The 23,546-nt window shown below is 73.6% G+C and carries 24 protein-coding genes; 18 read left to right on the top strand and 6 right to left on the bottom strand.

Translation table 11 applies throughout. The annotated features are described in order from the left end of the window. The first annotated feature begins 77 nt into the window (after positions 1–77). The 4 genes from ACZ6O2_RS20630 (at position 78) to ACZ6O2_RS20615 (ending at position 3,948) form a co-directional block, all read left to right on the top strand. Positions 78–1,367, top strand: coding sequence for a sugar ABC transporter substrate-binding protein (locus ACZ6O2_RS20630; RefSeq protein WP_393269331.1), 1,290 nt, complete (start codon positions 78–80; stop codon positions 1,365–1,367). Further along, entirely contained in the window at positions 1,364–2,350 is a 987-nt protein-coding gene (locus ACZ6O2_RS20625) for a carbohydrate ABC transporter permease (protein ID WP_350710815.1), read from the top strand. The genes ACZ6O2_RS20630 and ACZ6O2_RS20625 overlap by 4 nt, the downstream gene beginning before the upstream one ends. Before the next feature lie 23 nt (positions 2,351–2,373). Next, positions 2,374–3,204, top strand: coding sequence for a carbohydrate ABC transporter permease (locus ACZ6O2_RS20620; RefSeq protein WP_350710906.1), 831 nt, complete (start codon positions 2,374–2,376; stop codon positions 3,202–3,204). A 102-nt stretch (positions 3,205–3,306) separates the two neighbouring features. Next, positions 3,307–3,948, top strand: coding sequence for an MOSC domain-containing protein (locus tag ACZ6O2_RS20615; protein ID WP_466023939.1), 642 nt, complete (start codon positions 3,307–3,309; stop codon positions 3,946–3,948). 133 nt (positions 3,949–4,081) lie between these two features. On the opposite strand, the gene ACZ6O2_RS20610 is transcribed toward ACZ6O2_RS20615, so the two are convergent. The 3 genes from ACZ6O2_RS20610 to ACZ6O2_RS20600 form a co-directional block, all read right to left on the bottom strand. Continuing rightward, entirely contained in the window at positions 4,082–5,017 is a 936-nt protein-coding gene (locus ACZ6O2_RS20610; RefSeq protein ID WP_466023968.1) for a phytanoyl-CoA dioxygenase family protein, read from the bottom strand. 188 nt (positions 5,018–5,205) lie between these two features. Next, positions 5,206–6,069: a hypothetical protein gene (locus ACZ6O2_RS20605; protein ID WP_466023938.1), complete on the bottom strand. Its 864-nt coding sequence runs from the start codon at positions 6,067–6,069 to the stop codon at positions 5,206–5,208. Positions 6,070–6,302: 233 nt separating this feature from the next. Then, complete coding sequence (locus ACZ6O2_RS20600; protein WP_466023937.1) at positions 6,303–7,106, bottom strand: enoyl-CoA hydratase family protein; 804 nt, start codon at positions 7,104–7,106, stop codon at positions 6,303–6,305. 19 nt (positions 7,107–7,125) lie between these two features. On the opposite strand from ACZ6O2_RS20600, the gene hemW reads away from it, so the two are divergent. After that, positions 7,126–8,349, top strand: a complete 1,224-nt coding sequence (hemW, locus tag ACZ6O2_RS20595; RefSeq protein WP_466023967.1) for a radical SAM family heme chaperone HemW — start codon at positions 7,126–7,128, stop codon at positions 8,347–8,349. 95 nt (positions 8,350–8,444) lie between these two features. Here the strand turns inward: hemW and ACZ6O2_RS20590 are convergent, their stop codons facing one another. Then, positions 8,445–9,125, bottom strand: coding sequence for a DUF4870 domain-containing protein (locus ACZ6O2_RS20590; protein ID WP_466023936.1), 681 nt, complete (start codon positions 9,123–9,125; stop codon positions 8,445–8,447). Between the two features lie 245 nt (positions 9,126–9,370). On the opposite strand from ACZ6O2_RS20590, the gene hrcA reads away from it, so the two are divergent. The 3 genes from hrcA (at position 9,371) to ACZ6O2_RS20575 (ending at position 12,443) form a co-directional block, all read left to right on the top strand. Continuing rightward, positions 9,371–10,393, top strand: coding sequence for a heat-inducible transcriptional repressor HrcA (hrcA, locus tag ACZ6O2_RS20585; protein WP_350710805.1), 1,023 nt, complete (start codon positions 9,371–9,373; stop codon positions 10,391–10,393). Positions 10,394–10,466: 73 nt separating this feature from the next. Further along, a complete protein-coding gene (gene dnaJ / locus ACZ6O2_RS20580) occupies positions 10,467–11,612 on the top strand; it encodes a molecular chaperone DnaJ (protein ID WP_466023966.1) in 1,146 nt (381 codons plus the stop codon). Positions 11,613–11,708: 96 nt separating this feature from the next. After that, positions 11,709–12,443, top strand: coding sequence for a 16S rRNA (uracil(1498)-N(3))-methyltransferase (locus tag ACZ6O2_RS20575; protein ID WP_466023935.1), 735 nt, complete (start codon positions 11,709–11,711; stop codon positions 12,441–12,443). A gap of 3 nt (positions 12,444–12,446) precedes the next feature. Here the strand turns inward: ACZ6O2_RS20575 and ACZ6O2_RS20570 are convergent, their stop codons facing one another. Continuing rightward, positions 12,447–13,208, bottom strand: a complete 762-nt coding sequence (locus ACZ6O2_RS20570) for an SDR family NAD(P)-dependent oxidoreductase (RefSeq protein ID WP_466023934.1) — start codon at positions 13,206–13,208, stop codon at positions 12,447–12,449. 94 nt (positions 13,209–13,302) lie between these two features. On the opposite strand from ACZ6O2_RS20570, the gene ACZ6O2_RS20565 reads away from it, so the two are divergent. From ACZ6O2_RS20565 to ACZ6O2_RS20530, 8 genes are all read left to right on the top strand, one after another. Continuing rightward, entirely contained in the window at positions 13,303–13,662 is a 360-nt protein-coding gene (locus ACZ6O2_RS20565; RefSeq protein WP_350710800.1) for a histidine triad nucleotide-binding protein, read from the top strand. Continuing rightward, positions 13,659–15,035 (top strand): serine hydrolase domain-containing protein, encoded by a 1,377-nt coding sequence (locus ACZ6O2_RS20560; RefSeq protein ID WP_466023933.1) that lies wholly within the window; start codon positions 13,659–13,661, stop codon positions 15,033–15,035. The genes ACZ6O2_RS20565 and ACZ6O2_RS20560 overlap by 4 nt, the downstream gene beginning before the upstream one ends. A gap of 308 nt (positions 15,036–15,343) precedes the next feature. Continuing rightward, positions 15,344–16,402 carry a PhoH family protein gene (locus ACZ6O2_RS20555; RefSeq protein ID WP_350710796.1) on the top strand — a complete coding sequence of 353 codons (1,059 nt, stop codon included), beginning with the start codon at positions 15,344–15,346 and terminating at the stop codon, positions 16,400–16,402. Positions 16,403–16,420: 18 nt separating this feature from the next. Further along, complete coding sequence (gene ybeY / locus ACZ6O2_RS20550) at positions 16,421–16,891, top strand: rRNA maturation RNase YbeY (protein WP_350710794.1); 471 nt, start codon at positions 16,421–16,423, stop codon at positions 16,889–16,891. After that, a complete protein-coding gene (locus ACZ6O2_RS20545; protein WP_466023965.1) occupies positions 16,867–18,279 on the top strand; it encodes a hemolysin family protein in 1,413 nt (470 codons plus the stop codon). The genes ybeY and ACZ6O2_RS20545 overlap by 25 nt, the downstream gene beginning before the upstream one ends. Further along, the gene (locus tag ACZ6O2_RS20540; protein ID WP_350710790.1) at positions 18,272–18,658 is read left to right on the top strand and encodes a cytidine deaminase; all 387 of its coding nucleotides are present in this window, start codon (positions 18,272–18,274) and stop codon (positions 18,656–18,658) included. The genes ACZ6O2_RS20545 and ACZ6O2_RS20540 overlap by 8 nt, the downstream gene beginning before the upstream one ends. Before the next feature lie 40 nt (positions 18,659–18,698). Next, complete coding sequence (gene era / locus ACZ6O2_RS20535) at positions 18,699–19,595, top strand: GTPase Era (protein WP_350710789.1); 897 nt, start codon at positions 18,699–18,701, stop codon at positions 19,593–19,595. A gap of 168 nt (positions 19,596–19,763) precedes the next feature. Beyond that, complete coding sequence (locus ACZ6O2_RS20530) at positions 19,764–20,948, top strand: acyltransferase family protein (RefSeq protein WP_466023932.1); 1,185 nt, start codon at positions 19,764–19,766, stop codon at positions 20,946–20,948. Here the strand turns inward: ACZ6O2_RS20530 and ACZ6O2_RS20525 are convergent. Next, positions 20,935–21,765, bottom strand: a complete 831-nt coding sequence (locus ACZ6O2_RS20525; RefSeq protein WP_350710785.1) for a DUF4097 family beta strand repeat-containing protein — start codon at positions 21,763–21,765, stop codon at positions 20,935–20,937. The genes ACZ6O2_RS20530 and ACZ6O2_RS20525 overlap by 14 nt on opposite strands. A 101-nt stretch (positions 21,766–21,866) precedes the next feature. On the opposite strand from ACZ6O2_RS20525, the gene recO reads away from it, so the two are divergent. Further along, positions 21,867–22,709 (top strand): DNA repair protein RecO, encoded by an 843-nt coding sequence (recO, locus tag ACZ6O2_RS20520; protein WP_350710784.1) that lies wholly within the window; start codon positions 21,867–21,869, stop codon positions 22,707–22,709. 8 nt (positions 22,710–22,717) lie between these two features. Further along, positions 22,718–23,518: an isoprenyl transferase gene (locus ACZ6O2_RS20515; RefSeq protein ID WP_466023964.1), complete on the top strand. Its 801-nt coding sequence runs from the start codon at positions 22,718–22,720 to the stop codon at positions 23,516–23,518. The last annotated feature ends 28 nt before the right edge of the window (positions 23,519–23,546 follow it).

The raw sequence follows: 23,546 nt of genomic DNA, 5'->3' as shown, positions 1-23,546 counted from the left end.
CCACTGTCGTAAAGGATTTTTTCCTACTAAGGTGCGGCGGAGAAGGTTAGTGCCAAGTGGCGCGAGGGAGATATGGCGTGAACAGGTGGAAGCGGCTGGCCCCGGTCACCGCCGTCGTGGCCTCGGCCGCGATGGTGCTGGCCGGCTGCGGTGGCTCCGATGACGAGAAGGCCGCAGACAACAGCAAGCTGACGGTCTGGATGATGGGCGAGGGAAGCGAGGCCCAGACCAAGTTCCTCGACGGCGTCGAGGCCGAGTTCCGGCAGAAGCACCCGGACACCGACGTGGTGGTCCAGTACATCCCCTGGCTCGAGGCGCCGAAGAAGTTCCAGGCCGCCCTCGCCGGCGGTGAGGGGCCGGACGTCACCGAGCTGGGCAACACCGAGACCCAGGGCTGGGCGGCGCAGGAGGCGCTGGCCGACGTCACCGACAAGATGAACGGCTGGGCCGAGGGCAAGGACATCCTCCCCGACCTGGTGAAGAACGCCCAGCTCGACGGCAAGCAGTACGGCGTGCCGTGGTACGCCGGCGTCCGGGCGATGTACTACCGCACCGACTGGTTCGCCGAGGCGGGCGTGAAGCCGCCGACGAACTGGGACGAGCTGGTGGCCGCCGCCAAGGCCGTGCAGGCCAAGAAGCCGGGCAAGTACGGCATCGCCCTGCCGGGCAACTCCGAGCTGCCGTTCTACTCGTTCCTCTGGGGCGCGGGCGCCGAGATCGCCACCCAGCAGGGCGACACCTGGAAGTCCGGCTACACCACGCCGGAGGCGCAGAAGGCCGTCAAGTTCTGGACCGACCTGGTGACGGTGCACAAGGTGGCGCCGCCGGCCGCCGCGGGCTGGAACGAGATCGACGCCCGGACCCAGTTCGCCACCGGCAACGCGGCGATGGCCTTCGGCGGCAGCTGGCAGCAGGGCGCCATCAAGAAGGACAACCCGGAGATCGAGAAGGTCTGGGGCACGTTCCCGATCCCCGGCCCGGACGGCAAGGCCGCGCCCGGCTTCGCCGGCGGCTCCGACATCGCGATCTGGAAGGACAGCGAGCGGCAGAGCCTCGCGTGGGACTACCTGACCGTGCTGCTGAGCAAGAAGAACGACCAGGCCTTCGCCGACAGCCTCGGCTTCTTCCCGGTCTACAAGGACCTGGTCGGTGGCGACAAGTACGCCAGCGACAAGATCATGGCGGCGTTCGCCACCACGATGCAGAACACCAAGCTCACGCCGCTCACCCCGAAGTGGGTGGAGGTCAGCCGCACCAAGACGGTGACCCAGGCGATGAACAGCTCGGTCATGAAGGGTCAGAAGACGGTCGAGAAGGCTACCGCCGACGCGGCCGCGGAGATGGAAAGCATCCTCAACGCCAAGTGACCACGCTGACCGAGGCGCCGGAGGCGGCCGCCGCGCGGGAGACCCCCGCGCGGCGGCGCCGCCGGGTGGACCGCCTGCCCTACCTGCTGCTCCTGCCCTGCCTGGTGATCATCGGCGTGCTGCTGCTCTGGCCGCTCGGCCAGGTGGTGGTGATGTCCTTCCACCAGCTCAACAACGTCCGCCAGCTGCGCGGTGACCGCGAGTGGCCGTGGGTGGGGCTCGGCAACTACACCGAGATCCTCGGCGACCCGTTCTTCCTGACGGTGCTGCGCAACACCGTCCTCTTCGCCGCCGCCAACGTCGTGCTCACCATGATCCTGGGCACCCTGGTCGGGCTGCTGCTCAACCGGCTCGGCAAGCGGATGGCCACCTTCGTCGCCAGTTGCGTGATGCTCGCCTGGGCCACCCCGGCGCTGACCGGCACGATCGTCTGGAAGTGGATCTTCGACGACACCAGTGGCCTGGTCACCTGGCTGTTCAACGCGCTGCCCGACGGGCTTTCGCAGAGCCTCTTCGGGCGCAGCGACTGGACCGGGTACGGCTGGTTCAACTCGCCCCTGTTGTTCTTCTCGATCCTGACCCTGGTGGTGGTCTGGCACTCGTTCCCGTTCATCGCGGTGAGCGTGCTGGCCGGGCTGAAGAGCGTGCCGAGCGAGCTGCACGAGGCGGCGCGGGTCGACGGCGCCGGGCCGTGGCGGGTGTTCTGGAAGATCACCTTCCCGTTGCTGCGGCCGGTGTTCGGGATCCTGATCGTGCTCTCCACCATCTGGGACTTCAAGGTCTTCACCCAGCAGTTCGTGCTGGCCGGCGGCACGCAGGACCGGCCGACGTTCATGCTCTCCATCTACTCGTACGCGGAGGCGTTCTCGCCCCCGCCCAAGTACGGCCTCGGCGCGGCGATCGCGGTGATCCTCACCCTGATCCTGCTGGTGGTGACCGGCCTCTACGTCCGCATGGTGCTCAAGCAGGAGGAGGACGCGTGACGCGACGTGGAGGCGGTGCAGGCGTGAAGCGGATCGCCCTCAACGGCGCGGGGCTGCTGGTCGCGCTCTTCGCCGCGTTCCCGGTCTACTGGATGATCGCCACCTCGCTGAAGCCGAGTTCGGAGATCTTCTCGTCCACGCCCCGGCCGGTGCCGTCCGAGCCGACGCTGGAGCACTACCGGCAGATCCTCACCGGCAACCTGATCCCGGGCGTGACCTTCGCCGACTTCTTCCTCAACAGCGCGCTGGTCGCGGTCTCCACGGTGCTGCTCAGCGGCCTGGTCGCGCTGCTCGCCGCCACCGCCGTGGCCCGGTTCCGGTTCAAGCTGCGGACGTCGTTCCTGATCATGCTGCTGGTGGTGCAGATGATCCCGCTGGAGGCGCTGGTCATCCCGCTGTTCCTGATGATCCAGCGGCTCGGGCTCTACAACACCCTGCCCAGCCTGATCCTCACCTACCTCGGCTTCTCGCTCCCGTTCGCGGTCTGGATGCTGCGGGGCTTCGTCGCCGCCGTGCCGAAGGAGCTGGAGGAGGCCGCCGCCATCGACGGGGCGAGCCGGGCGCAGACCTTCCGGAAGGTCCTCTTCCCGCTGGTGGCCCCCGGCCTGGTGGCGACGAGCATCTTCTCGTTCATCACCGCCTGGAACGAGCTGATCTTCGCGCTGACCTTCATCAACGACCAGGAGAGCTACACCCTGCCGGTCGCGATGACGTTCTTCTTCGGCCGCGACGACACCGCCTGGGGGCCCGTGATGGCCGCCTCCACGCTGTTCACCCTGCCGGTGATCATCTTCTTCCTGCTGGTGCAGCGGCGGATGGTCTCGGGCCTGGTGGCCGGCGCCGTCAAGGGCTGACGCCCGCGTGAGGAAGGGTCCCTGGTCAACGCACAGCGTCGACCAGGGACCCGTCTTTTGCCCCCTCGGGGCGCGTCCGCGGGGCGGGCTAGGCTGACCGCCATGACGGGCAGGCTGGCAGCGGTGAATCTCGGCGGTGTGACCGAGGCGGAGTGGGCGGGCGACGCGAGCGGGCGCACCGGCATCGACAAGCGGCCGGTGGACGGCCCGGTGCTGCTGCGCGCCGACGGGGTGGCCGGCGACTTCATCGGCGAGCGCGCCCACCACGGCGGCCCGGACCAGGCGGTCTACGCGTACGCCGAGGAGGACGCCGGCTGGTGGGCGACCGAGCTGGGCCGCGCCATCGGTCCCGGCGGGTTCGGCGAGAACCTGACCACGTACGCGGTCGACGTGACCGGAGCGGTGATCGGCGAGCAGTGGGCGGTCGGGTCGGCGCTGCTCCAGGTGACCAAGCCCCGGACGCCGTGCACCACCTTCGCCGGCTTCTGGGGCGTGCCGGACCTGATCAAGCGGTTCACGGTGCGGGCGAAGCCCGGGGCGTACCTGCGGGTGCTGCGCGAGGGAGAGGTCGGCGCGGGTGACCCGGTCGAGGTGGTCGACCGGCCCGCGCACGGGGTGACGATCGGCGAGGTGTTCCGGGCGTTGAACCTGGAGCCCGACCTGCTGCCCCGGCTGCTCGACGCGCCGGAACTGCCCGAGCCGATCCGGGAGAAGGTGCGCCGCCGCCTCGCCCGCCGCCGCTGACCCGCCGCCTCGGCGGCTGGCCTGCCGCCTCGCCGGCGGTACGGGTGCCGGAGGGGTGGGAACGCGGAACGGGCCCCGTCCCGTGGGGGAGGGGCCCGTCCGGTGTCGCCTCGGCGGGAGCCGGGTTACCGGCTCAGCGGAGCCAGGGGATGCTGCGGTCGAGCAGGCCGCGCTGCTTGAGCTCCTTGCGCAGCGGGATCTCGTCGTCGATGTAGCCGTCCCAGTTGATGCCCCAGTAGTTGGCGGTGTGGGTGCCCTCGCCGCAGAGCTGGCGCTGCACCGGCGTGCGGTTGGCCCACCACTCGCCGTCCTTGTCGATGTGCAGCTCGTCCAGGGGGCGGATCCACCGGTAGGTGTAGCCGACGAAGAGCATCTTGCGCGTGATGGTCGACAGGTTGGTCGACCGGGAGTGCCACTGGCGGCGGTCGAAGATGAAGGCGTCACCGGGGTTCGCGGTGATCTCCACCGTGCCCTCCGGGTCCGGGTTGTGCACGGAGGTGTCCTCCGGGCGCGGCAGCGAGTTCCACAGGTGGCTGCCCGGGATCACCTTGGTGGCGCCCCGGCCGTTCTCCGACAGGTCGGAGAGCACGTAGGCCACCTTGAGGGAGAACATCGGCCGGGGGAGGTTCGGGTCCATCGTCTCCGGGTCGGAGTTCTGCCGGTACCCGTCCTGGTGCCAGCCCCAGTACGGCTTCTCCGGCTCCAGCGCCGGCGGGGTGACGTCCAGGTGGTTGTGGTGGGTGTAGATGTTCCAGCCGGCGAGGCCCCACATGTACGGGAAGGCGATCGGGTGGGTCAGCAGTTCGCCGAAGAGCTCGTCCCGCTCCAGGAAGCCCAGCAGGTGCAGGGTGCCGTCCTTGGTGGTGTTGCCCTTGGCCTTCTCCTCGGCGTAGACGCGGTCGACCGCCGCCTCCAGCGCCGCCCGGTGGTCCTCCGTCAGGACGTTGCGCAGCAGGAGGAAGCCCTGCTCGTGGAACTCCTTGCGGTCGGTGTCACTGATCGGTTCGTAACCGGTCCGGTCGCCGTAGTCGAACACCTCGACGTCCCCTCCCCATCGGGCGAAAACCATTGCTGGCACAGGCCGCCGATCGTAACGCGCTGGTTCCGGTGCGAGGTACTACCCCGCGTGATATGCGACCGTTGCCCGAACCGTGAGGAGTTGAGCCGCTACAATCCGTTGCCCTGAGGGGGCTCGCCGGGCCTTCTGTCCTGTAATGACGGATTGTGCGGTGACTGCCGGTAAGGAGATGGGAGTCCCTACGCCTCGGCGAAGACCTCGGCGACCACCCGGTCGCCGGCGGCCGCGTCGTCGCCGACCTGGTTCCAGGTGCCGTCGCGGGCGGTCCACTCCAGGCCGCCGAAGCGCACCCGCTTCACCCCGTGGTCGTGCGCGTGGGAGACGAGCCAGTGCGCGTAGCGCCAGCCCCGGCGCTCGTCGGCGGCGGGGACCGTGAGGCCGGTCAGGTCCGCCGCGGAGGTGGCGGCGGCCAGGCCCCAGTCCAGCGACAGCCCGCGGGTCAGCGCGGTCGCCGCAGCCGCCCCGCGCATCGCCGGGTCGCGGCCCACCGTGCAGGCCACCGCGCCGGTGGCGTGCCCGAGCAGGGCCCGCGTCAGCACCTCCGACTCGTCCGCCCACTTCTGGTACGCCTCCGGGAAGGCGGAGCGCTGCACCTTCTGCGCCGCGTCGGTGACCCGCATCCGCTCCCAGCCGCGCACCTTCTTCAGCGCGGCGTAGAACCGGTTCGCCGCGTACCGGGGGTCGCGGATCTCCTCCGGGCTGCCCCAGCCCTGGCTCGGGCGCTGCTGGAACAGCCCCACGGAGTCGCGGTCGCCCCCGGCGAGGTTGCGCAGGCCGGATTCCTGGTACGCGGTGGCCAGCGCCACCACGACGGCCCGCTCGGGCATCTTCCGCTGGATGCCGATCGCCGCGATCGTCGCCGCGTTGGCCATCTGGTCGGCGTCCAGGGCCACCCGGCCGTCCGCCTGCACCGTGCACGTCCGGCTGGACAGCGGCAGGCGCAACTGCCCACCCACCTGCCGGATGACGAGCCAGATTCCGACCACGGCGACGAGGACGAGGACGACGCCGCCCGCCACGACTGCCCGAGTTCGCACCCACACCCCCTGTTCGACAGTCCGACAAGCGTACGTCCCCCGTGGTGCCTGCCGGGTCGTCCGACCGGTTCCCGCCGGCCCGCCGCGCGTGGCACCGCCCGGCGGGGCGCGCCCGCGAGCGCCGAACGGCCCCGGGGGCGGGCCCGGATGTTCCCGTTTCCCGCGCGGCCTCACCTATCCCGAACGGCCGCGGCCGACGGCGTTCCCCACCGCCTACCGGTCGACGTCGTCCCGCCCGCCTACCGGCCGACGGCGTCGCCGTCGGCGGCGGGAACCCAGCGGGCCGGCCGCTTCTCCCGGAACGCCAGCACGCCCTCGCGGCCCTCCTCGGAGAGGAAGTACCCGGTCGAGAGGGTGGACAGCCCGGCGATCTCCTCCCGCAGATCGGTCGCGGGCGGGCGGCGCAGCAGTTGCTTCGCCCCGGCCAGCGCGCCCGGCGCGCCCCGGACCAGCGAGTCGCAGTAGGTGGCGACGGCGGCGTCCAGCCCGTCGGCCGGCACGGCGGCGGTGACCAGGCCGATCTCCGCGGCACGCCGGCCGTCGAAGGTGTCCCCGGTCAGGTAGAGCTCGGCCGCCGCGCGGGGGTGCAGCCGGGGCAGCACGGTCGCGGAGATCACCGCCGGGATCACCCCGATCCGCACCTCCGTGAAGGCGAACGTCGCCTCCTGCGCGCACACCGCCAGGTCGGCCGCCGCGATCAGGCCCAGCCCGCCGGCCCGCGCCGGGCCGGCCACCCTCGCCACCACCGGCTTCGGGCACTCCCAGACCGCCGCGAGCACGTCACCCAGCATCCCGGCCGGCACGCTCCCGCTGGCGTACGCGGCGGCGGTCTCCTTGAGATCCGCGCCCGAGCAGAAGACCGGCCCGGTGTGGTCCAGCACGACCACGCGTACGGCGTCGTCGGCGACCGCCTCGGACAGGCCGGCCAGCAGCTGGGTCATCAGCGGCGTGGAGAGCGCGTTGCGGTTGTGCGGGCTGTCCAGGGTGAGGGTGGTCACCCCACGGGCCGTGGCGGCCCGCACGAGCACGTCGGGAGAGGTCATGCCGGGCACACTAGTGGCCATGCCCGGCGTCCTTCCAGAAGGCGAATCCGTTCCCGTCGACGGCTCGCTGCCCGCCGCCGCCACCCGCGCGGTCGGCGCGCGCGGCTTCGGCGTGTACGTGCACGTCCCGTTCTGCGCCAGCCGCTGCGGCTACTGCGACTTCAACACGTACACCGCGGCCGAGCTGGGCGGTGGGGCGAGCCGGGAGGGCTACGCCGACACCGTGCTGGCCGAGCTGGCGCTCGCCGGCCGGGTGCTGGGCGACGCCCCGCCGCCCCGGGTCGACACGGTCTTCGTCGGCGGCGGCACCCCGACCCTGCTTCCCGCCGACGACCTGGCCCGGATCCTCGACGGCATCGACCGCACCTGGGGGCTCGCGCCCGACGCCGAGGTGACCACCGAGGCCAACCCGGAGTCGGTGACCCCGGAGTCCCTGCGGGCCCTGCGGGCGGCCGGCTACACCCGGATCTCGCTGGGCATGCAGTCCGCCGCGCCGGGGGTGCTGGCGATCCTCGACCGGACGCACAGCGCCGGCCGGGCCACCGCCGCCGCCCGGGAGGCCCGCGACGCCGGGTTCGCGCACGTCAACCTCGACCTCATCTACGGCACGCCGGGGGAGAGCGAGGACGACTTCGCCGCCTCCCTCGACCAGGTCGTCGCCGCCGGGGTGGACCACGTCAGCGCGTACGCCCTGATCGTGGAGGACGGCACCCGGCTCGCCGCCCGGATGCGGCGCGGCGAGCTGGCGTACCCCTCCGACGACGTCGCCGCGGACCGCTACCTGGCCGCGGAGGCCGCCCTCGACGCGGCCGGTTTCTCCTGGTACGAGGTGTCGAACTGGGCCCGCGGCGACGCGGCCCGGTGCCGGCACAACCTGCTCTACTGGACCGGCGCCGACTGGTGGGGACTCGGCCCGGGGGCGCACAGCCACGTCGGCGGCGTGCGCTGGTGGAACGTGAAGCATCCCACGACGTACGCGAAGCGGCTGGCCGGCGGCGAGTCGCCCGGCCTGGCCCGGGAGGTGCTCACCGCCGACGAGGCGCACATGGAGGACGTCATGCTCCGGCTGCGGCTCGCCTCCGGGCTGCCGCTGGACGCCCTGGACGCCGCCGGCCGGGCCGGCGCCGAGCGGGCGCTCGCCGACGGCCTGCTGGCCGGCCCCGACCACGCGGCGGGCCGGGCCGTGCTTACCCTGCGGGGGCGGCTGCTCGCCGACGCGGTCGTCCGCGACCTGCTGCCCTGAGGCGCGGAGGCCCCGCCGTGCGGTGGCGCGGGCGGGGAGGCCCCGCCGTGTGGCGGCGCGTGGCCGGGCCCGGCCGGGGGAGCGGCCGGCCCGGCTCACCTGGTGAAGCTGTAGGCCATCGGGTAGCGGTAGAGCAGGCCCTCGTTGGCCTTGACCCCGGCGACGATCCCGAAGATCAGCGGCACCAGCCAGACGAGCATCGGGACGAAGAACAGGATCCCGCAGGTGATCAGGGTGAGCACCCAGCTCAGCACGCCCACGATCGCCCAGGTGATCTGGAAGTTCAGCGCCGCGACGGCGTGCGCCCGGACGGTCGGCGACTGTTGCCCCCGGGCCATCAACGCGATGAGCGGCGCGACCCAGCCGAGCAGGCCGCCGCCGACGATCACCCCGGCCGCGCCGCCGAAGTGGGCGATCAGGGCCCAGTTCTTGTCCTCGTTGTTGGTGTAGCCGCCGGTGGGCGCGCCGTAGCCGCCGCCGGTCGGATAGCCGGCCCCCGGCGGGGGGTAGCCGCCCGGCGGGGGATAGCCGCCCGGCGGGGGATAGCCCCCGGGCGGCGGGTAGCCACCCGGCGGAGGGTAGCCGCCCGACGGCGGTTGGTCACCGGTGGGCGGCGGATAGCCGCCGGGCGGGGGATAGCCGCCCGGGCCCGGTGCCCCGGACAGTGGTGCGGTGGGTTCGTCGGAGCCGGCCGGCCCGGGAACCCCCGACGGAGCGGCCGGGTCCGGCCGGTCGCCGGGGTCCCCCGCTCCGGGAGGGCGAGGTGGTTCAGTCATGGACGTCACGGTAGGGGCCGCGGGCAAGGTCGCACCAGAGCGACTCCGACCGGGATGTCCGGATGATCGGCTCTGGCGCCGCCGCCTTCGCGGGCCGTGTGGCGCCGGTCGGATCGCCGTCCCAGGTTGATCATCGCGTCGGCGGGCGCGCCGACGTAGACTGGCACTCGTCCGTAGCGAGTGCCAGCAACCCGCCCGCCCCTCGGGGCGCGGGGGGTCCGACGTGCGACAGGAGGTGGGGAACGATGGGTCTCGACGACCGCAAGCTCGCCGTGCTGCGCGCGATCGTCGAGGACTACGTCGCCACGCAGGAGCCCGTCGGCAGCAAGTCGCTGGTCGAGCGGCACCAGCTCGGGGTCTCCCCGGCGACCGTCCGCAACGACATGGCCGTGCTGGAGGAGGAGGGCTACATCCGCCAGCCGCACACCAGCGCCGGCCGGGTGCCCACCGACCGCGGCTACCGGCTCTTCGTGGACCGGCTGTCCCGGGTCAAGCCGCTCAGCCCGGCCGAGCGCCGCGCGATCGAGCGCTTCCTGGTCGGCGCGGTCGACCTCGACGACGTGGTGCACCGCACCGTACGACTGCTGGCGCAGCTGACCCGGCAGGTCGCCGTGGTGCAGTACCCGAGCCTGGCCCGCTCCTCCGTCCGCCACCTGGAGCTGGTGCCGATCTCCACGACCCGGCTGATGCTGGTCATGATCGCCGACACCGGCCGGGTCGAGCAGCGGCTGGTCGAGCTGCCCGGGCCGATCCCCGCCGACGACGTCACGGACCTGCGTCGGCTGGTCAACGAGAAGCTGGTCGGCACCCGGCTGTCCGAGACCCCGCCGCTGGTGCAGGCGCTGGTCGACGAGTCGGTGCCGCACCTGCGGCCGGCCATGACCACCCTCTCCACCGTGCTGCTGGAGACGCTGGTCGAGCGGCACGAGGAGCGGATCGCGTTGGCCGGCACGGCCAACCTCACCCGCGGCGGCCTGCTCGACTTCCAGGGCTCGCTGCGCCCCATCCTGGAGGCGCTGGAGGAGGAGGTCGTGCTGCTCAAGCTCATCGGTGAGGCGGAGCCGAGCACGACCCGGGTGCTGATCGGCGACGAGAACGAGATCGACAACCTGCGCGCCGCCTCGGTGGTCAGCACCGGCTACGGGCCGGGCGCGACGATCGTGGGCGGGCTCGGCGTGCTCGGGCCGACCCGGATGGACTACCCCGGCACCATCGCCACGGTGAGGGCCGTGGCACGCTACGTGGGCGAGCTGCTGGCCCAGAACTGACCAGTCAGGGCCGACGGCCGGCTCCGGCCGACGACCGGCGCAACGCGAGACGAACATGAGGACACGGAACGCAGTGGCCAGGGACTACTACGGCATTCTCGGGGTGAGCCGGGAAGCCTCCGACGACGAGATCAAGCGCGCCTACCGGAAGCTGGCGCGGCAGTTCCACCCGGACGTCAATCCGGACCCGGAGGCACAGGAGAAGTTCAAGGACATCAACGCCGCGTACGAGGTCCTCTCGGACGACCGGAAACGGCAGATCGTCGACCTGGGCGGCGACCCGCTCGCCCCCGGCGGCGGGGGCGCGGGCGGTCCGGGCGGTCCCGGCGGCGCCGGCCCGTTCGTCGGCTTCCAGGACATCATGGACGCGTTCTTCGGTGGCGCGGCCGGCGGGTCGCGGGGCCCGCGACCGCGGACCCGGCCGGGCGCCGACGCGATCCTGCGGCTGGAGCTGGACCTGAACGAGACCGCGTTCGGCGTCGAGGCGCCGATCACCGTCGACACCGCCGTGCTCTGCACCACCTGCTCCGGCGCCGGCACCGCGGCCGGCACCCACCTGGCCACCTGCGAGGCGTGCGGCGGCCGTGGCGAGGTGCAGTCGGTGCAGCGCACCTTCCTCGGTCAGGTGGTCTCCGCCCGCCCGTGCACCGTCTGCCAGGGCTGCGGCACCACCATCCCGCACCCCTGCCCGACGTGCGCCGGCGACGGCCGCGTCCGCACCCGGCGTTCGCTGACCGTCAAGATCCCCGCCGGGGTCGAGGACGGCATGCGCATCCGGCTGGCCCAGCAGGGCGAGGTCGGCCCGGGCGGCGGCACCGCCGGCGACCTCTACGTCGAGATCCACGAGCGGCCGCACGACGTCTACTCCCGCAAGGGCGACGACCTGCACTGCCGGGTCACCGTGCCGATGACCGCCGCCGCCCTCGGCACCCGGCTGACCATCAAGACGCTGGACAGCGAGGAGACGGTCGACGTCAAGGCCGGCACCCAGCCGGGCAGCACGCTGCGGCTGCGCGCCCGAGGCGTGCCGCACCTGCGCGGCACCGGCCGGGGCGACCTCTACGTCCACCTCGACGTGCGCACCCCGACGAAGCTCGACGCCGACCAGGAGCGGATGCTGCGCGACTTCGCCAAGACCCGGGGCGAGGAGGTCGCCGAGCTGACCAAGCAGGGCGGCTTCTTCTCCCGGATGCGCGACGCCTTCAACGGCCACGCCTGACGCCCACGCCCCCGGGCCGCCGCGCTCCGCGGCGGCCCGGTCGGCTCCGCCGCCCTCGCCGCCCCGGCGGTCGCCGGGGCGGCTAGCCTGATCGTCGTGTCCGCGCCGCTGTTCCTGGTCGAGTCGCTGCCCACCGCCGGCCGGCTGACCCTCGACGGCCCCGAGGGGCATCACGCCGCCACCGTGCAGCGGCTCCGCGTCGGCGAGGAACTGCTGCTCGCCGACGGGCGGGGCGGCACCGCCGCCGCCGTGGTCACCGCCGTCGGCCGCGGCTCCCTCGACCTGGAGATCACCTCCCGGGGGTACGTCGACGCCTCCGTCCCGCGCCTGGTGGTGGTGCAGGGCATCGCCAAGGGCGACCGGGGCGAGCTGGCCGTGCAGGCGATGACCGAGGTCGGGGTGGACGAGATCGTGCCCTGGGCGGCGGCCCGCTCGGTCACCCAGTGGCGCGGCGACCGGGGCGTACGGGCGCGGGAGAAGTGGGCGGCGACCGCCCGGGAGGCGGCCAAGCAGGCCCGCCGCGCCTGGCTGCCCGTGGTGGCGGGGACGCCGGACGAGTCCACCGCCCGGGTCGCGCGCCGCATCGGCGGGGCCGCCGCGGCGTTCGTGCTGCACGAGGAGGCGCAGGAGCGGCTGACCACCGCCGAGCTGCCCGCCACGGGCGAGATCGTGCTGGTCGTCGGGCCGGAGGGCGGGATCGCCGACAGCGAGCTGGACACCTTCACCGGGGCCGGGGCCCGCGCCGTCCGCCTGGGCCCGTCGGTGCTGCGCACCTCGACGGCCGGCGTGGCCGCCCTCGCGGTGCTCGCCACCCGCCTCGCCCGCTGGTGACGCTCAGCTGCGCAGGTAGGAGGCGCCGTTCAGGTCGACGATGGTGCCGGAGGCCCACTCCGACTGCGGGGAGGCGAGCCAGTGCACGGCGGCGGCGATCTCCTCGGGGCGGGCCACCCGGTTGAACGGGCTCTGCGCCCGGATGGCGGCGCCCCGCTCCCCGCGCAGGTGCTCCGTGGTCATTTCGGTCTCCACGAAGCCCGGGGCCACCGTGGCGACGGTGATGCCGTACGGGGCCAGGGCCACCGCCAGCGACTGCCCCAGCGCGTTCAGCCCCGCCTTGCTCGCCCCGTACGCCGGCTGCTCCGGCTCGCCCCGGAAGGCGCCCCGGGAGGAGACGTTGACGATCCGGCCGCCCCGGTCGCGCATGTGCTGGGCGGCGCACCAGATGACGTTGCCCGCGCCGGTCAGGTTGGTCTCCAGCACCTGCCGCCACTGCGCGCGCCACTGCGCGTAGGAGGCGCCGAAGACCGGGTGCGGGGCGTTCCGGTCGCCGTACACCCCGGCGTTGTTGACCAGCACGTCCAGCCCGTCCAGCAGGCCGGCCGCCTCGTCCACCATGGCCCGTACGGCGTCCGGGTCGGTCAGGTCGGCGCGGACCACCACGTGCCCCTCGCCGGGCAGTTCGGCGCGCAGCCGCCCGGCCGCCTCCGCCGAGTCGCGGTGGTGGATCGCCACCCGGTCCCCGCTCGCCGCGAACGCCGTCGCCACCGCCCGCCCGATGCCGCCCGAGGCCCCCGTCACCAGTACCGCCCGTGAAGTCACGCCGGCCATCATGCCGCGCCGCCCCGTCCGTCGTGCTGACGGGCCCCCTCGTCCACGGCGGGCGTGGGCAGGGGGCCTTCCTTACACTGCCCCGATGGGAACCGACTGCCTGTTCTGCCGCATCGTCGCCGGGGAGATCCCGGCCACCGTCGTGCGGGAAACCGCCACCACGCTCGCCTTCCGCGACATCGGCCCGAAGGCGCCGGTGCACGTGCTGGTCATCCCGAAGGAGCACTACGCCGACGTGGCGACGCTCGCCCAGGGCGACCCGGCGCTGGCCGGCGAGGTGCTCGCCACGGCCGCCGCGGTGGCCGAGGACGAGGGGCTGCTCGGCGACGGCTTCCGGCTGATGTTCAACACCGGCGCGTACGGCGGCCAGGAGGTCTTCCACGTGCACGCGCACGTGCTCGGCGGGGCGCCGCTGGGCCCGATGCTGGCCCGGGACCTCGCGTGACGGCGGTCGACGACCGCCTGGCCCGGCTGGTGCGCACGGTCCAGGCGCAGGCCCGGGTGCCGGCGGTCTCGGCGGCCCTGCACCGGGCCGACCGCCCGCTGTGGACGTGCACGGCCGGCGGCACCGGCAACGACACCGAGCTGGGGCCGGGCACGCGGTTCCGGATCGGCTCGGTCACGAAGACGTTCACCGCCGTGCTGACGCTCCAGTGCCGCGACGACGGCCTGCTCGACCTGGACGACCCGCTGGGCCGCCACCTGGACCTGCCGGCCCACGGCGAGCTGACCGTGCGCCGGCTGCTGTCGCACACCGCCGGTCTGCAACGGGAGCCGTACGGCGACGTCTGGGACAGCTTGCGCGCGCCCGACGTCGACGAGTTGGTCGCGGACCTCGCCCGGGCCGAGCGGGTGCTGCCGCCGGGCCGCCGCTACCACTACTCCAACCTCGGCATGGCGCTGCTCGGCCGGCTCGTCGGCCACCTGCGGGGCGGCACCTGGGCGGAGGTGCTCGCCGAGCGGGTGCTGACCCCGCTGGGGCTGGCCGACACCTCGGTGACGCCGGGCCCGCACGCCGCGACCGGTTTCCTGGTCGACGCGTACTCCGACGAGGCGCACCCGGAGCCGCCCACGGACTTCGGCGCGGTGGGGCCGGCGGCCCAGCTCTGGAGCACCGCCACCGACATGGCCCGCTGGGCGGCCTTCCTCGCCGACCCGGCGGCGCTGGACCCGGCGGGCGCGGTGCTCGCCCCGGCCACGCTCGACGAGATGCGCTGGCCGGCGACGGTCACCGACGAGACGCTCTGGTCCGGCGGCTTCGGGCTGGGGCTGATCCTTGTGCCGCAGGGCAAGCGGATCATGCACGTCGGGCACGACGGCGCGATGCCCGGCTTCCTGGCCGGCGTCTACGGCCGGCGCGGCGGCGAGGGGACTCCGGGCGCGATGGGCGTCGCCGTGCTCGGCTCCTCCGGCACGGCCGGCGAGGTCCTCGACCTGCCGCACCGGTTGCTGGCCGCCGCCGTCGAGCACGACCCGGCCGACGTCGCGCCGTGGCGGCCGGGCCCGCCCGCCCCCGAGGGCGTACGCGGGCTGCTCGGCCGCTGGTGGGGCGAGGGCTTCGAGTACGTCTTCTCGTGGCACGACGGCGCGCTGCGGGCCCGGGGCGCCGACGACCCGGCGGGGAAGTCGCCGGCGGTCTTCGCGCCGCTGCCAGACCGGCCGGACGTGTACCGCACGGTCGCCGGGCGCGAGGTGGGCGAGCTGCTGCGGCTCACCCGGGACGAGCACGGCGCGGTGGTCCGGATGCACTGGGCGACCTACCGGTTCACCCGTACCCAGGAGACCTTCGACCGGTACGACTTCCGCGCCGGCTCCTGACGGCGGCGCGCACGGGCGGGGCGGGGCCGACGCGGGCCGCGTCCCGTCCGTGCCGTCGTGTGCCGTCCCGGCGTCGAACGGCAGCGTCCCGCACAGGATCGCGGCGCGTGCCCGGCCGGCCGGTGTCGTCGTGCCCCGGCGTGCCCGGTCCGGGGCGGTCACGGCGGGCGGGCCGTCCCGTGCGCGCGGAAATGGGCGCGGTGCCGCCGCTGTTGAGCAGATACGATGGGAGCAACGTCAGCGCGCCGCGCCAGCAGGCCCGGCGCCGAGATCGAGAGCAGGTGGCGCAGGGCCCCTCGGCCCGACCTATGACCGGCACCCCACCTCCCGGCCCGCCCCGGGTGCAGACCAGGATCACCGTTCCGGATTCCAAGATCATGGTCAACCTGCTCGGCGCGGGTGACGAGATCCTGCGACTGGTCGAGCGCTCGGTCAACAGTGACGTGCACGTCCGGGGCAACGAGATCACCATCACCGGCGCCCCCGCCGACAACGCCCTCGCCGAGCGGATCTTCAGCGAGCTGCTCGAACTCATCGAGAAAGGCGAGACCCTGACCACTGACGCCGTCCGGCGTACCGTCGGCATGCTCGAGCAGGGCGGCGCCGAGCGGCCCGCCGAGGTCCTGACGCTCAACATCCTCTCCCGGCGCGGGCGCACCATCCGCCCCAAGACGCTGGGGCAGAAGCGCTACGTCGACGCGATCGACGCGCACACCATCGTCTTCGGCATCGGCCCCGCCGGCACCGGCAAGACCTACCTGGCCATGGCCAAGGCCGTCCAGGCCCTGCAGGCCAAGCAGGTCAACCGGATCATCCTCACCCGGCCGGCGGTCGAGGCGGGGGAGCGGCTCGGCTTCCTGCCCGGCACGCTCAACGAGAAGATCGACCCCTACCTGCGCCCGCTCTACGACGCGCTGCACGACATGCTCGACCCCGACACCATCCCCAAGCTGATGGCGGCGGGCACGATCGAGGTCGCGCCGCTGGCGTACATGCGGGGGCGTACCCTCAACGACGCGTTCATCATCCTCGACGAGGCACAGAACACCACGCCCGAGCAGATGAAGATGTTCCTCACCCGGCTCGGCTTCGGTTCCAAGATCGTCGTCACCGGTGACGTCACCCAGGTCGACCTCCCCGGCGGCACGACCAGCGGCCTGCGGGTGGTCCGGGAGATCCTGGAGAACGTCGAGGACGTGCACTTCGCCCAGCTCTCCAGCTCGGACGTGGTCCGCCACCGGCTGGTCGGGGAGATCGTCGACGCGTACGCCCGCTGGGACGCCGAGCGGGAGAACCAGCAGGCGCAGAGCGTGCACGCCGTGCCCGGGCGGACAGCCCAGGGCGGCCGGGCCGGCCGGCGCCGCTAGACCACCGAGGGAAGACTGTTGTCCATCGAGATCGCCAACGAGTCCGGCGTCGACGTCGACACCGACGCCGTGCTCGCCGTCGCCCGGCACGCCCTCGACGAGATGGGGGTCAACCCCCTCGCCGAGCTGTCCGTGCTGCTGGTCGACATCGACTACATGACCGAGCTGAACCACCGCTGGATGGGCGGCGACGGCCCGACCGACGTGCTCGCCTTCCCCATGGACGAGGGCAGCGTCGACCACGGGCCCGGCGAGTCGAACGCCGCCGGCGAGCCGGCGCTGCTCGGCGACATCGTGCTCTGCCCGGAGGTGGCGGCCAAGCAGGCGGCCACCGCCGGCCACTCCGCCGCCGACGAGCTGCACCTGCTCACCGTGCACGGCGTGCTGCACCTGCTCGGCTACGACCACGCCGAGCCGGAGGAGGAGCGGGAGATGTTCGCGCTCCAGGCCCGACTGCTGGCGAGCTGGCGGTCGACCCGGTCCCGGTGATGGACACCCCGACACTGGCGGCCGGCGCCACCGGCCTGCCCGACCTGCAACTGCTGGTCTCCGCGGCCGGCCTGGTGGTGCTGGCCGGCCTGATCGCGATGACCGAGGCGGCCCTCGCCGCGGTCTCGCCCGCCCGCGCCGCCGAGCTGGCCCGCGACGGCGTACGGGGCGCGCGCACGCTCCAGGCCGTCGCCGGGGACGTGGTCCGCCACCTCAACCTGCTCCTGCTGCTGCGGCTGCTCGCCGAGCTGACCGCCACCACGCTGGTGGCGCTCGTCGCGGTGGACACCTTCGGCGCGGGCTGGCGCGCGGCACTGGTCACCGCCGGCGCGATGACCGTGATCAGCTTCGTGGTGGTCGGAGTCGGTCCGCGCACCCTCGGCCGGCAGCACGCGTACGTGGTCGGGCGGTCCGTCGCGCCCCTGGTCCGCTGGCTGGGCCGGGCGCTGAACCCGCTCGCCTCGCTGCTGATCCTGATCGGCAACGCGGTCACCCCGGGGCGCGGCTTCCGGGAGGGGCCGTTCGCCACCCAGGTGGAGCTGCGCGAGCTGGTCGACCTCGCCGAGCAGCGCGGCGTCGTGGAGCACGGCGAGCGCCAGATGATCCACTCCGTCTTCGCGCTCGGCGACACGATCGCCCGCGAGGTGATGGTGCCGCGCACCGAGATGGTGTGGATCGAGGAGCGCAAGACGCTCTCCCAGGCGCTGGCGCTCTTCCTGCGCTCCGGGTTCTCCCGGATCCCGGTCATCGGCGAGAGCGTCGACGACGTGCTCGGCGTGCTCTACCTCAAGGACCTGATCCGGCGCACCCAGGGCGGCGCCCCGGAGGACCGCCAGCTCCCGGTCGCCGAGCTGATGCGCCCCGCCACCTTCGTGCCGGAGTCCAAGCCGGTCGACGACCTGCTCTCGGAGATGCAGGCCGCCCGCAACCACCTGGTCATCGTCGTCGACGAGTACGGCGGCACCGGGGGGCTGGTCACCATCGAGGACATCCTGGAGGAGATCGTCGGCGAGATCACCGACGAGTACGATGTCGAGCGCCCGCCGGTCGAGCACCTCGACGACGGGGCGGTGCGGGTCACCGCGCGGCTCCCGGTGGAGGACCTGGGCGAGCTGTTCGACACCGAGCTGCCCACCGACGAGGTGGAGACCGTCGGCGGCCTGCTCGCCCAGTCCCTGGGCCGCGTCCCGATCCCGGGGGCGCAGGTCGAGGTCGCCGGGCTCCGGCTGGTCGCCGAGGGCACCACCGGCCGACGCAACCGGATCGACACCGTGCTGGTGAGCCGGGTGGAGTCGACCGACACGCAGGACGGCCCGGGCCGCGGCGAGCACGCCGAGCCCCGGGGCGACACGAACCGATCCGAGGAGAGGCAACCCGCCGATGCCTGAGTCACCCGCCGTACCGGCCGCCCGGCCCACCCCGTCCGACCCGATCGAGCTGAGCGCCGAGGACGGCAAGCTGGTCGTCCTGGCCCGGGGCGCGCGCGGCCGGGTGGGCGCCGTGGAGGGCGCGGCGGTACGCGACCAGGACGGGCGGACGTACGCCGCGGCCAGCGTCTCGCTGCCCTCGCTGACGATCACCGCGCTCCAGCTCGCGGTGGCCTCGGCGGCGGCGGCCGGCGCGAGCCGGCTGGAGGCCGCCGTGGTGGTGACCGAGGCGTCGACGCTGGACGGCGCCGGGCACGCGGCGGTGCGGGACCTCGCGGTCGACGCGCCGATCCACGTGGCCGCGCCGGACGGCACCGTCCTGGGCACGGTGGTCGAGTGAGCGGGCGGACGGCGGCCGGCGAGCGGGGCGGGGTCGCGGCGTGAGCGACCTGGAGCAGCGCCCCTACCGGGCCGGTTTCGCCTGTTTCGTCGGCCGCCCGAACGCCGGGAAGTCGACGCTGACCAACGCGATCGTCGGGCAGAAGATCGCCATCACCTCGAACAAGCCGCAGACCACCCGGCACGTCATCCGGGCCGTCCTGCACCGCCCGGACTCCCAGCTCGTGCTGGTCGACACCCCGGGCCTGCACCGCCCCCGCACGCTGCTCGGCGAGCGCCTCAACGACCTGGTCCGACAGACCTGGAGCGAGGTCGACGTGATCGGCCTCTGCATCCCCGCGGACGAGCCGATCGGGCGCGGCGACCGGTTCATCACCGGCGAGCTGGCCGAGCTGAAGGCCACGGTGCTGGCGGTGGTCACCAAGACCGACCTGGTGGACCGCAGGCGGCTGGCCGAGCAGTTGCTCGCCGTCAGCGAGCTGGGCGAGTTCGCCGAGGTGGTGCCGGTCAGCGCGGTCTCCGGGCACCAGGTGGACACCCTCGTCGAGGTGATGACCCGCTACCTGCCCGAGTCGCCGCAGCTCTACCCGGACGACATGCTCACCGACGACCCGGAGCAGGTGCTGGTCGCCGAGCTGATCCGGGAGGCGGCCCTGGAGGGCGTCCGTGACGAGCTGCCGCACTCCATCGCGGTCGTCGTCGAGGAGATGGTCCCCGAGGGCAAGCTCATGAAGATCTACGCCGACGTGTACGTCGAGCGGCCCAGCCAGAAGGCGATCGTGATCGGCCACCGGGCCAGCCGGCTCAAGGAGGTCGGCACGACCGCGCGGCGGCAGATCGAGGAGCTGCTCGGCACCCGGGTCTACCTCGACCTGCACGTCCGGGTGGCGAAGGACTGGCAGCGGGACCCGAAGCAGCTGCGCAAGCTGGGATTCTGACCGGTCGCCGGGCCGGGCGCGCCCCGGCCCGGCGACCCGGGCATGATCGATGTCGGTCGGCCGGGTGGAAGATGTCACGTTCACGTGGGGTGCTGGCGGTTTGCCGGGGCCGCTCCGGAGGGTAGGGGAAGGACCAGCCCCCGTGCCCCCGGACATAGATGCAGGCTGATGCGAAACCGATACCTTGACCTGCTCCGCTTCCTGGCCATCGTTCGAGTCGTGGTCTACCACGTCACCGGATGGGCCACCCTGACCCTCGTCTTCCCGGCGATGTCGGTGATGTTCGCGCTCGCCGGCTCGCTGATGGCCGCCTCGCTGCAACGGTGGGGGCCGGGGGCTGTCGTACGCCGGCTGCGTCGCCTGCTGCCGTCACTCTGGGTGGTCGCCGCGGTCTTCGTACCCGCCATGCTGCTCACCGGGCTGCCGCTGAGCCCGAAGGTGCTGCTCTGGCTCTTCCCCGTCGCCGATCCGCCGGCCAACGGCTGGGGGGCGATCGCGCTGAGCGTGATCTGGTATCTGCGCGACTACCTCTGGTTCGTGCTCGCCTCCCCGGTCGCCCTCTGGCTGTTCCGGCGCGCCCCGGTGCCCACGCTGGTCGCCCCGTACGCCATGCTCGCCGCGGCCGAGCTGGGCCTGCTGCCGGCGCTGCCGGGGGCGCTGCACCACTTCGGGCTCTACTTCGGCGCCTGGCTGCTCGGCTTCGCCCACCAGGCCGGCATGCTGCGTCGCCTGGCCACCCGGGTGCTGGTGCCCGTCGCGCTGGCCCTCGCCGCCGCCGGGGCCGCCTGGATCGTCACCCACCCCGGACCCCGCGGGTACGACCTGAACGACAACCCCCTGGGCAACGCCCTCTGGTCGGCGGCCTTCATCCTCGTCCTGCTCGGGCGGGCGCCGGCGGGCGCGCGATGGGTGGACCGCAGGGCCGTGTTCGGTCGGGTCGTGACCGTGTTCAACCGGCGGGCGCTCACCGTCTACCTGTGGCACATGCCGTTCGTGGCGGTGCTCACCCCGCTGGTGGACGTGGTGGGCTGGTCGCACCAGGATCCGCTCGGCCTGGCGGTCCGGGTGGTCCTGGTCTTCGCCCTGGTCGCGGTGGTGACCGCCCTGGTCGGCTGGGTGGAGGACGTGGCGGCCCACCGGCCGCCGGAGCTGTTTCCCGGCGGCTCCCGCCCCGCACCGGCCCGCACCGGGCCATCCGCCCCGACCGGCGCCGGTTCACCCGCCCCGACCGGCGCCGGGGCGCCGCCCGCCCCGGCCCCCGCCGCGCGGTCCGGTCCGGCCACCGGGCGGGCCGGCGTGCCGTCGCCGCGCGCCGCCCGGGATCCGCAGACCGTCGAGATCAGCGCTGGGTGACCGTCTGGTCGCCGCCGCCGGTGGAGATGTCGAGCACCAGCGAGGCGGTCGGATCGTGGGTCACGCCCAGCCGGGTCTCGCCGCCGCCGGCCGCGGAACGGATCTGGTAGCGGGCCGTGGGTACGACGAGCTTGATGTCGCCGCTGGAGGTGTGCGTACGCGCCGAGGCGGGCGCGGCCAGGTCGACGGTGATGTTGCCGGAGCCCGCCTCGGCGTCCACCCCGGCGCCGAGGCGGCGCCCGGTGATGTCGCCGGAGCCGGCGCGCAGGGTCACGGCGCCCGGGGCGCCGTCCACGTCGATGTTGCCGGAGCCGGTCGTGACGGTGACCGCGCCGGCGGCGCCGGTCACCCTGACGTCACCCGAGCCGGTCTCCGCCACGACGGGGCCGTCGGCGCCGGTCACCCGGACGTTGCCGGAACCGAGCCGGATCTCCACCGCGCCGACCTTGGTCAGGTGGACGTCACCGGAGCCGGTCTCGCCCGTCACGCTCACCCCCTCCGGGGCGGTGACGTCGTAGGAGACGCTGCAGTCCTTGCCGCAGTCGGTGTCCAGCATCAGTTCGGTGCCGTTGATCTCGTACGTGGTGTCGGGCTGGCCGCCGTGGTAGCGCACCACCCGCTTGATCCGCACCTCGTCGTCCGTGCCGGTGGTGCGGACGGTCACGTCGCCGGACCCCGGAAGCACCCGGATGGCGGTGATCCGGGCCGCTTCGGTGTTGTCGTAGTCGAGCCGACGGGAGGCCAGGTTGTCGCACCCGGCGACGACGATCAGGGTGGCGGCCGCGGCGAGCGCCGCGGCGGTCCGGTGGAGAGCCATGCGAGCACGCTACGAGGCACGGCGCGCGCCGCGCATCGGGGGTTCTTCGCGCGTCCACCCCGAGCCGACCCTGATTTCGCACCCCGAGGGAGAATGGTCCGATGGCCGGGTACCGCCGACAGCTCTACCGCGACGACGCGGTGGTCCTGCGCGTGCAGAAGCTCGGCGAGTCCGACCGGATCATCACCCTGCTCACCCGCCGGCACGGCCGGCTGCGGGCCGTGGCCCGCGGGATCCGCCGCACCACCAGCAAGTTCGGCGCCCGGCTGGAGCCGTTCGGGCACGTCGACCTCCAGCTCGCCGGCGACCCGAAGGGCAACCAGGGCAGCTCGCTGCACACGGTCAGCCAGGTCGAGGGCATCGACCTCTACGGCAAGCGGTTCCTCGGCGACTATCCCCGCTACACGGCCGCCAGCGCGATCGCCGAGACCGCCGAGCGGCTCACCCCGGTGGAGCGGGAGCCGTCGCTGCGGCTGTTCCAGCTCACCCTCGGCGCGCTGCGGGCGCTCGCCGAGGGCAGCCACGACACCACCCTGGTGCTCGACGCGTACCTGCTGCGCGGGATGGCCCTCGCGGGCTGGGCGCCGGCGCTGACCGCCTGCGCCGTCTGCGGCACGCCCGGGCGGCACCGGGCGTTCTCCGTACCGGCCGGGGGCGCGGTCTGCCCGGACTGCCGGCCCCCCGGCGCGGCCCATCCCGCCCCGGCCACCATCGACCTGATGTCCGCGCTGACCAGCGGCGACTGGCGGGTCGCCGACGCCACCGAGACCGGCGTACGCCGGGAGTGCAGCGGCCTCGTCGCGGCGCACCTGCAGTGGCACCTGGAGCGCGCGCTACGCTCGCTGCCGCTGGTCGACCGGGGTGCCCCGGCGGCCGGCCCGGTCCCGCCGCCGCGGGGCGTGGGGGCCGGAGCGGATGGCGTGAGCAGGGAGAGAGCCGAGTGATCCGATCGATGAGGGCCGGCCGGCGCGAGCCGGTGCCGCCGACACCGCACCCCTCGGGCGCCCGGCCGCCGGCGTTGCCCGCCGAGGCGGTGCCCCGGCACGTCGCCGTGGTGATGGACGGCAACGGCCGGTGGGCCAAGGAGCGCGGGCTGCCTCGCACCAAGGGCCACGAGGCGGGGGAGCACTCCCTGTTCGACACCATCGAGGGCGCCATCGAGCTGGGCATTCCCTACCTGTCGGCGTACGCCTTCTCCACGGAGAACTGGCGGCGCTCGCCGGACGAGGTCCGGTTCCTGATGGGCTTCAACCGGGACGTCATCCGCCGCCGCCGCGACCAGCTGGTCGACCTGGGGGTGCGGGTGGTCTGGTCCGGCCGGGCCGGCCGGCTCTGGAAGAGCGTCATCTCCGAGCTGCAGACGGCGGAGGAGATGTCCCGGGGCAACTCCACCCTGACCCTCCAGTTCTGCGTCAACTACGGCGGGCAGGCCGAGATCGCCGACGCCGCCGCCGCGATCGCCCGGGACGCGGCCGCGGGCAGGCTCGACCCGGCGAAGGTCACCGAGAAGACGGTGGCGAAGTACCTCTACCACCCGGAGGTCCCCGAGGTGGACCTCTTCCTCCGCCCCTCCGGCGAGCAGCGGATCTCCAACTACCTGCTCTGGCAGACCGCGTACGCCGAACTGGTGTTCCTCGACACGCTGTGGCCCGACTTCGACCGCCGGCACCTCTGGTACGCCTGCGAGCTGTACGCCCAGCGGGACCGCCGCTTCGGCGGCGCGCTGCCCAACCCGGTCGCCCCGCCGTCCTGAGGCTTACCGCTCCGCCGCGCGGGGTACC

The sequence above is a fragment of the Micromonospora sp. NPDC048040 genome, assembly GCF_055587185.1.
The sequence above is the reverse complement of the archived record's forward strand: the minus strand, read 5'-3'. Positions and strand labels throughout refer to the sequence as shown.